This is a genomic window from Streptomyces sp. AC627_RSS907, assembly GCF_019049165.1.
Map to the genome: position 1 here is coordinate 1 of NZ_JAGMUE010000882.1, position 9,948 is coordinate 9,948.

At 72.9% G+C, this 9,948-nt stretch carries 2 protein-coding genes; both read left to right on the plus strand.

From position 1 onward, the window contains the following. Nucleotides 1–22 precede the first annotated feature (22 nt). Nucleotides 23–1,207 (plus strand): beta-ketoacyl reductase, encoded by a 1,185-nt coding sequence (locus KUM32_RS39195; RefSeq protein WP_308408836.1) that lies wholly within the window; start codon nucleotides 23–25, stop codon nucleotides 1,205–1,207. A gap of 29 nt (nucleotides 1,208–1,236) precedes the next feature. Continuing rightward, nucleotides 1,237–9,948 (plus strand): type I polyketide synthase (locus KUM32_RS44455; RefSeq protein ID WP_254406740.1); only part of this gene is annotated, 8,712 nt, incomplete at its 3' end.

Consider the following 9,948-nt stretch of genomic DNA (forward strand, 5'->3'; position numbering starts at 1 on the left):
GCATCTTGTGCGGGCTCATGGGGTGCGGGAGTTGCTGTTGTTGTCGCGTTCGGGTGGTCGGGTCGACGTCGAGGGCGCGGTGGTGCGTTCGGTGGCGTGTGATGTGGCTGATGCGGGTGCGGTGGCGGCGGTGTTGCGGGATGTGAGGGTGACGGGTGTTGTTCATGCGGCTGGTGTGATTGATGACGGGTTGTTCGAGTCGTTGACGCCGGAGCGGGTGGAGGTGGTGTTGCGGGCGAAGGTGGATGCGGCGCGGAATCTGGTGGCGGCGACGGCGGGTAAGCCGTTGAGTGCTTTTGTGTTGTATTCGTCGGCGTCGGGTCTGTTCGGTAATGCGGGGCAGGCGAACTATGCGGCGGCCAATGCGTTTCTGGATGCGTATGCCGTGTGGTTGCGGGGGCGGGGTGTGCCGGCGGTGTCGCTGGCGTGGGGGTTGTGGGACGTGGGGATGGGGTCGGGGCTGTCCGATGCCGACCGTGCCCGCCTGACCCGCAGCGGCTTCGGCGCGCTCACGCCGGCCGACGGACTCGCCGCGTTCGACGCGGCTCTCGGAGCCGGGCGGCCACTGGTGGTACCGATCGCGCTGGATCTGGGCGCGGTCCGGGCCACGGCGAGCGACGGCAGCGTTCCCGAGCTGCTGCGGGGCCTGGTCGCCGTACCCCGCAGGGCCGCCGACACCACTCCCGCGCAGACCCTCGCCGACCGGCTCGCCCCGCTCGGTGAGGCCGACCGGGACAGGTTCCTGCTCGACCTGGTCCGGGCCCGCACCGCCGGCATCCTCGGTTACGCGTCACCCAAGGACGTCGAACCCACCCGCGGCTTCCTCGAACTGGGCTTCGACTCGCTCACCGTCGTGGAACTGCGCAACCGGCTGCACACCGAGACCGGACTGCGCCTCCCCGCGACCCTGCTGTTCGACCACCCGTCACCGACCGCGCTCGCCCGGCACCTCGGCGAACTGCTCCGCCCGGACGAGACGCCCGAAACCAGCCCGGTGGACGCCGTGTTCGCGGAGATCGCCGGACTCGAAGCCCGGCTCCAGGGCGCCGGCGCGTTCGACGACGGGCACCGGTCCGCCATCGGGCAGCGACTGCGCACGCTCGCCGCCGCCTGGGCCGGGCCCACGGACGGCGCCGGAACCGACGACATCCAGTCGGCGACCGCCGACGAGATATTCGACCTGCTCGACGAGCTCGGCACCCAGTGAGCCGACCCCGATCCAAAGGCGGTCCCGCCATGACATCCGCAAGCGAACCCGTCGGGACCGAGGAGAAGTACCTCGGCTACCTCAAGCGCGCGGCAGCGGACCTGCGCGCCGCCCGCAACCGGGTGGAGGAACTGGAGTACCGCGGCAGCGAGCCCCTGGCCATCATCGCGATGAGCTGCCGCTACCCCGGCGGGGTCGGCAGCCCCGAGGACCTGTGGCGACTGGTCGCCTCCGGCTCGGACGCCATCGGCGACCCGCCGGCCGACCGCGGCTGGGACGTCGAGGGACTCTACGACCACGAGACCGGCGAAATCGACCGGCGGGCCCCGCTCCAGGGCGGCTTCCTCCACGACGCCGCGGGATTCGACCCGGACCTGTTCGGTATCTCGCCGCGCGAGGCGCTGGCGATGGACCCGCAGCAACGGCTGCTCCTGGAAGCGACCTGGGAGGCGTTCGAACGCGCCGGGTTCGACCCGACCGCGGTGCCGTTCCCCCGTACCGGGGTGTTCACCGGCATCATGTACCACGACTACGGCTCCCGCCCCCTGGACGTCCCCGACGGCGTCGCCGGCTACCTCGGAAACGGCAACGCGGGCAGTGTCGCCTCCGGCCGTGTGTCCTACACGTTCGGCCTGGAGGGCCCTGCGGTCACGGTGGACACCGCCTGCTCGTCGTCACTCGTCGCCCTGCACCTCGCCGCGCAGGCGCTGCGCAACGGTGAGTGCGACCTGGCGCTGGCCGGTGGTGTGACGGTCATGGCCACGCCGACCACGTTCGTCGAGTTCAGCAGACAGGGCGGTCTGGCCGCCGACGGCCGGTGCAAGTCCTTCGCGGAGGGTGCGGACGGCACGGGATGGGGCGAGGGCGTCGGCCTGCTGCTGGTGGAACGCCTCTCCGACGCCCAACGGCACGGGCACGAGGTGCTGGCGGTGGTGCGGGGCAGCGCGGTCAACCAGGACGGGGCCTCCAGCGGCCTGACCGCGCCCAACGGGCCGTCGCAGCAGCGGGTGATCCGGGCAGCCCTCGCGTCGGCCGGTCTGTCCCCGGCGGATGTGGACGCGGTGGAGGCGCACGGCACCGGGACCCGGCTGGGTGACCCCATCGAGGCGCAGGCGCTGCTGGCCACCTACGGGCAGGACCGTCCCGCCGATGCCCCGTTGTGGCTGGGTTCGGTGAAGTCCAACCTCGGGCATACCCAGGCGGCTGCGGGTGTGGCTGGTGTGATCAAGATGGTGGAGGCGTTGCGGCGTGGGGTGTTGCCGCGGACGTTGCATGTGGATGTGCCGTCGTCGCGGGTGGAGTGGGCGTCGGGTTCGGTGGAGTTGCTGACGGAGGCGCGGGAGTGGCGTGCCGGTGTTGGTGGCCGGGTGCGGCGTGCGGGTGTGTCGTCGTTCGGGATCAGTGGGACGAATGCGCATGTGATCGTGGAGGAGGCGCCTGTTCCGGTTCCGGTGGTGCCGGTGGAGCCGGTGGAGCCGGTGGTGGTGTTGCCGGTGGTGCCGTGGGTGGTGTCGGCGCGGTCCGAGGGTTCGTTGGAGGCGTTGGTCGAGCGGGTGCGGGGGGTGGATGCGGCCGCGCTGGATGTGGGTGTGTCGTTGGCGTCGCGTGCGGTGCTGGAGCGGCGTGCGGTGGTGCTCGGTGATGTGGTGGTGCGGGGTGTTGCTGCTGAGGGCCGGCTGGGGGTGGTGTTCACCGGGCAGGGGTCGCAGCGGGTGGGTATGGGCCGGGAGTTGTATGAGGTGTTCCCGGTGTTCGCGGCGGCTTATGACGAGGTGTGTGGGGCGCTGGGTCTTTCGCTGGGTGGTCTCGATGCGGCGCGGTTGGAGGAGACGGGTTGGGCGCAGCCTGCGATCTTTGCGCTTGAGGTGGCGTTGTTGGCTCTGGTGCGTTCGTGGGGGCTGGAGCCGGATGTGGTGGCGGGTCATTCGGTGGGGGAGGTCACGGCCGCGTATGCGGCGGGTGTGCTGAGTCTGGCTGATGCTGCTGCTTTGGTGGCTGCTCGGGGTCGGTTGATGCAGGGGCTTCCGTCCGGTGGTGTGATGTGGGCGGTGGGGGCGTCGGAGGCGGAGGTGCGGGAGGCGTTTCCGGGGCTTGATATCGCGGCGGTGAATGGGCCGTCGTCGGTGGTGGTGTCGGGTCTGGCGGCGGATGTCGGGCGGGTGGCCGGGCGGGGTTGGAAGACGTCGCGGTTGCGGACGAGTCATGCGTTTCATTCGCGGTTGATGGAGCCGATGCTCGAGGAGTTCGCTCGGGTGGTGCGTGGGCTGCGTTTCAGCGAGCCTGTGGTCCAGGCGGTGTCGACGGTGACGGGTGCCCTGGTCACTGCCGGTCAGTGGTCGGATCCGGAGTACTGGGTGCGGCAGGTGCGTGAGCCGGTCCGGTTCGCTGATGCCATGGCCGCTTGGGATGCGGATCGTGTGCTGGAGCTGGGTCCGGATGGTGTGCTTGCCGGGTTGCTGGCCGAGGTGGATGTTCCGGCTGTGGCGGCGTTGCGCCGGGGCCGTGGTGAGACCCTGGCGTTGCTGACGGCGCTGGGTGAGTTGTTCGTGCACGGGCAGCATGTGGACTGGCGGGCGGTGTTCGAGGGCACGGGCGCGCGTCCCGTCGACCTGCCCACGTATCCCTTCTCCCACCAGCGGTACTGGCTCCGCCCGACGCCCCGCGCGGTCACCGCCTCGACGGCCGATTCCTGGTGCTACCAGGAGACCTGGACGAGGCTGCCCGCCCCCACCGTCCGGCCGCTCACCGGCACCTGGGTTCTGGTCGCACCCGGCACACACGACATCAGCGGAATCCTCACCCGCGCCGGCGCCCACGTCGTCACCGTCCCCGCTGCCGACCGGGCCACCCTCGCGGACCACCTCCGCGAACAGGACGACATAGCCGCCGTCATCTCGGTCCTGCCGTCGCACGACGAGGCAGCCGGAGGAACCGACGTCCCGGCGGCGCTCGCCGCGACGCTCATCCTCGCCCAGGCCGCCGAGGACGCCGCCGTCACCGCACCCCTCTGGTTCCTCACCCGGGGAGCGGTCGCCACCGGCCCCGGCGACCACGTCACCAGCGTGGCCCACGCCGAGGCATGGGGCCTGGGACGGGTCATCGGACTCGAGTACCCGGACCGCCCGGGCGGTCTGCTGGACCTTCCCGAAACCCTCGACGCGGGCGCGGCGGACCGGCTCACCGCCGTTCTCGCCGGTGGCCTCGACGCCGAGGACCAGATCGCGCTCCGCCCCTCCGGCCTGTACGCCCGCCGACTGGCACACGTACCGTCGGCGGGTGCTCCCGACAACGGCTGGCAGCCGCGCGGCACCGTCCTGGTCACCGGCGGAACCGGTGCGCTCGGTGCCCGGGTCGCCCGCTGGGCCGCCGCCCAGGGCGCCGCTCACCTCGTACTGGCCGGCAGGCGTGGCCCGGACGCACCCGGCGCCCAGGAACTGGCCGACGAGATCCGCGCCGCGGGAGCGCGCGTCACGGTCGTCGCCACCGACCTGGCCGACCGCGACGCGGTGGCGGACCTCCTCGACCGGGCCACCGACGACCCGGAGGCGCCGCTCACCGCGGTCGTGCACGCCGCCGGCATCGCGCACAGCGCTCCCCTGGCCGAGCTCGACACCGCGGCCCTCGCCTCCGTACTCGCCGGCAAGACCACCGGCGCCCGGCACCTGGACGAACTCCTCGGCGACACCGAACTGGACGCCTTCGTCCTGTTCTCCTCGATCGCCGCCACCTGGGGCAGCGGCTGGGGCGGTGCCTACGCCGCCGCCAACGCCGGACTCGACGCCCTCGCGCAGCGGCGCCGCGCCCGGGGCCTGGCCGGTACGTCGCTGGCGTGGGGACCGTGGGCCGAGGCGGGCATGGCCACCGAGGGCGACACCGGCACCGCACTGAGCCGACGCGGTCTGAACCCGATGCCCCCCGTCCTCGCGATCGACGTCCTGCGCCGTGCCGCCGGACGACCCGCGCCGCTGCTCACGGTCGCCGACGTCCACTGGCCGTCGTTCATGGAGACGTTCGCCGCCGCCCGCCGCCGCCCGCTGCTGGAAGACCTCCCCGAGGCGGCACGCCCGGCCGCCACCGCACCGGTGGACGCCACCGGCTGGCGTGGCCGACTGGCCGCCCTGCCGCCCGCGCAGCGTGAGGGCGCGCTCGTCGACCTGGTCCGGGGCCACGCCGCACGCGTCCTCGGCTACCCGTCCGCCGAGGCGATCACCGCCGGACGGCCGTTCCGCGAACTCGGCTTCGACTCGCTCACCGCCGTCGAACTGCGCAACGCGCTGTCCGCCGAGACCGGGCTCCGGCTCTCCGCGACCCTCGCCTTCGACTACCCCACGCCGCTGCTCCTCGCCGCCCACCTCCATGACGAGGTCTTCGGCGCCGATGCCGCGGCGCCGTCCGTCCCGGTGAGCGCCGCCGCCACCGACGACGACCCGATCGTGCTCACCGCGATGGCCTGCCGCTTCCCCGGCGGCGTCAGCACCCCCGACGAACTGTGGGACCTGGTCAGCGGCGAGACCGACGCGATCGGCCCGTTCCCCGCCGACCGGGGCTGGGACGTCGACGCGCTCTACGACCCCGACCCGGACGCCGACCGGTCCGGCACCTCGTACACCGTCAACGGCGGATTCGTGCGGGACGCCGGCGACTTCGACCCGGGCCTGTTCGGGATCAGCCCCCGCGAGGCCCTCGCCATGGACCCGCAGCAGCGGCTGCTGCTGGAGACCGCGTGGGAGACGTTGGAACGGGCCGGACTCGACCCGCTGTCGCTGCGCGGCCGGCAGGTCGGCGTGTTCGTCGGCACCACCCACCAGGGATACGTCTCCCTGCTGGAGGACAGCCCCGAGGACCTGAGCGGTTACCTCGGCATCGGCAGCGCCGGCAGCGTCGCCTCCGGCCGCATCGCCTACACCTTCGGCCTGGAAGGCCCCGCCGTCACCGTCGACACGGCCTGCTCGTCGTCGCTGGTCGCCCTGCACCTCGCCGCACAGGCACTGCGCCAGGGCGAGTGCGGCATGGCACTGGTCGGCGGCGTCACGATCATGGCGACGCCGGGCACGTTCACCGAGTTCTCCCGGCAACGCGGCCTGGCCGCCGACGGCCGCTGCAAGGCCTTCGCGGCGGCGGCCGACGGCACCGGCTGGGCCGAAGGCGTCGGCATGCTGCTGGTCGAACGGCTCTCCACGGCACGAGCGGCCGGCCGCGAGGCACTGGCCGTCGTACGGGGCAGCGCGGTCAACCAGGACGGCGCCTCCAACGGCCTCACCGCGCCCAACGGTCCCTCCCAGCAACGGGTGATCCGCGCCGCCCTCGCCAACGCCGGCCTCACCCCCGAGGACGTCGACGCGGTCGAGGCACACGGTACGGGCACCACCCTCGGCGACCCGATCGAAGCACAGGCCCTGCTGGCCACCTACGGTCAGAACCGCTCCGCCGAGCCCCTGTGGCTCGGGTCGGTCAAGTCCAACATCGGCCACACGCAGTCCGCCGCCGGCGCCGCCGGCATCATCAAGATCGTCCAGGCGATGCGGCACGGGCTGCTGCCCCGCACCCTGCACGTCGACGAGCCCACCCCGCAGGTCGACTGGGACGCCGGCGCCGTCGAACTCCTCACCGCCGCCCGCCCCTGGCCCGCCGGATCCCGGCCCCGCCGGGCAGGTGTGTCCGCGTTCGGGGTCAGCGGCACCAACGCCCACGTCATCCTGGAAGAGCCTCCGACGCCGGCCGAGGACGAGCGGCCGCGCGGACGCACGGCACCGCCGCCGGTCCTGCCGTTCGTCGTCTCCGCCGCCACCGAGGCCGCCCTGGACGCCCAGACCGAACGCCTCCGCGACTGGCTCGACCGCCACCCCGACGCCGGCCTCCCCGACCTCGCCCGCACCACCGCCGGCCGCGCCGCGCTCACCCACCGGGCGGTCTACCTGGCGCCCAACCGCGCCCAGCTGCTCCGCGCGCTCAAGCGCCGCGACACCGTGGTCGGCGGGGAGACCGCCGACGGCCGGCTCGCCCTCCTCTTCACCGGCCAGGGCGCCCAACGCCTCGCGATGGGCGAACAGCTCTACGCCGCCTTCCCGGTCTTCGCCGCCGCCTTCGACGAGGCCTGCGCCCACCTCGACCCGCACCTCGAGCAGCCCCTGCGCCTGGTCGTCTTCGCCGACCCCGACGCCCTCGAGCGGACCGCCTACGCCCAGCCCGCGCTGTTCGCCGTCGAGACGGCCCTGCTCGCCCTGCTGCGGCACTGGGGCGTGACCCCCGACTTCGTGGCCGGTCACTCGGTGGGTGAGGTCGCCGCCGCGTACGCGGCCGGGGTGTTGAGCCTGGCCGATGCGGCGGTGTTGGTGGCTGCGCGTGGGCGGTTGATGGATGCCTTGCCGGCGGGTGGTGCGATGCTGGCGGTGGGTGCGTCGGAGGGGGCGGTGCGGGAGGCGTTCCCGGGTCTGGACGTCGCGGCGGTGAACGGGCCGGAGGCGGTGGTCGTCTCGGGTTCTGGGGCGGAGGTCGAGCAGGCGGCGTCGTTGGCGGGTGAGCGGGGCTGGAAGACGTCGCGGTTGCGTACCAGTCATGCTTTCCACTCCCGGTTGATGGAGCCGATGCTGGCCGAGTTCGCCGAGGTCGTGCGGGGGCTGGCGTATGCCGAGCCCCGGCTGGGGGTGGTCTCCACGGTCGAGCCCGGTGCGGTGCCGCGCTGGACCGATCCCGACTACTGGGTCGAACAGGTCCGCCGCCCCGTCCGGTTCGCCGACGCGCTCACCGAACTGACCGCCCAGGGCGTCACCCGCTTCCTGGAGGCCGGACCGGACGGCGTACTGACCGCCCTGGTCGCCGCCAACGAGCCCGACGCACTCGCCGTCCCGGCCCTGCGCCGGGACCGGGACGAGGTCGGCACACTGCTCACCGGCGTGGCGACGGTGTTCACCCGGGGCACCGACGTCGACTGGACGAGTGTCCTCGACGGCGCCGGCACCCCGCTGCCCGACCTGCCTACGTACGCCTTCCAACGACAGCGTTACTGGCCCCAGGCCGGCACCGGCACCGCCACCGACCCCGCGAGCCTCGGCCTGGGCACGCCCGAGCACCCCCTCCTCGGCGCCTCCGTCCCCCTGGCCGACGGCGACGGCGCCGTGCTCACCGGCCGCATCACCCTGCGCACCCAGCCCTGGCTGGCCGACCACACCGTCCTGGGCACCGTCCTGCTGCCGGGCACCGCACTGCTCGACCTCGCCCTCGCCGCGGGCACCGCGGCCGGCACCCCGACCGTCGAGGAACTGGTCCTGCGCCGGCCGCTCCCGCTCGGCGCCACGGACTCCGTCGCCGTACAGGCCGTCATCGGCGCCCCCGACGACACCGCACGCCGGCCCGTCACCGTCTACGCGCGACCGGAGGACACCGAGGACTGGACCGCCCACGCCACCGGCTTCCTGAGCACCGCCCAGCCGGCCGGCGAGACCTTCGCCTGGCCCCCGCCCGGCGCCACCCGCCTGCCCGTCGACGACCTGTACGACCGCCTGGCCGACGCCGGCTACACGTACGGACCGGTCTTCCAGGGCCTGCGCGAGGCCTGGCGGCAGGGCGACGACCTGTACGTCGAAGCGGAACTGCCCGCCGAACCCGACCGGTTCACCCTCCACCCCGCCCTGCTCGACGCCGTCCTGCACGGCATCGGTATCGGCCAGGACGGCGACGACACCACCCGGCTCCCCTTCGCCTTCACCGGCGTCACCGTGCACGCCGACGGCGCCGGAATGCTGCGGGCCCGGCTCCGGCCCACCGGCGAGACCGTACGGGTCGACGCGATCGACGCCGTCGGCGAGCCGGTGGCCACCGTCGAAGCCCTCGCCTTCCGCCCCGTGACCGAGGACGACACCACCACCGGGAACACCGAAGCGGCACGCTCCCTGTTCACCGTGGAGTGGACCCCGCAGGACCTGACCCCGGAGACCGGGACCCCCACCGTGATCGCGTTGGGTGATGCGTTGCCGGTGGCGCCTGTGGAGGTGTTGGTGGTGGATGCGTCGGTGGGGGGTGCGGCGCGGGATCGTGTGGTGGCTCTGCTGGGTTTGTTGCGGGGGTGGCTGGCGGATCCGGGGTGGGTGGGGTCGCGGCTTGTGGTGCGGACGTTCGGTGCGGTGGGTGAGGTGGTCACTGATCCGGATGGTGCGGCGTTGTGGGGGTTGGTGCGGTCGGTTCAGGCGGAGCATCCGGGGCGGGTTCATCTGCTGGATGGGGCGGAGGACGTGTTTTTCGCGGTGCCGCAGGTGGTGGTGCGTGAGGGGGTGGTGCGGGTTCCGCGGCTGGTGCGGTTGCGGGGTTCGGGTGTGTCTGGGTTCGGTGACGGGGTTGTGGTGGTCACGGGTGCGTCGGGGGCGCTTGGTGGTCTGGTCGTGCGGCATCTTGTGCGGGCTCATGGGGTGCGGGAGTTGCTGTTGTTGTCGCGTTCGGGTGGTCGGGTCGACGTCGAGGGCGCGGTGGTGCGTTCGGTGGCGTGTGATGTGGCTGATGCGGGTGCGGTGGCGGCGGTGTTGCGGGATGTGAGGGTGACGGGTGTTGTTCATGCGGCTGGTGTGATCGATGACGGGTTGTTCGAGTCGTTGACGCCGGAGCGGGTGGAGGTGGTGTTGCGGGCGAAGGTGGATGCGGCGCGGAATCTGGTGGCGGCGACGGCGGGTAAGCCGTTGAGTGCTTTTGTGTTGTATTCGTCGGCGTCGGGTCTGTTCGGTAATGCGGGGCAGGCGAACTATGCGGCGGCC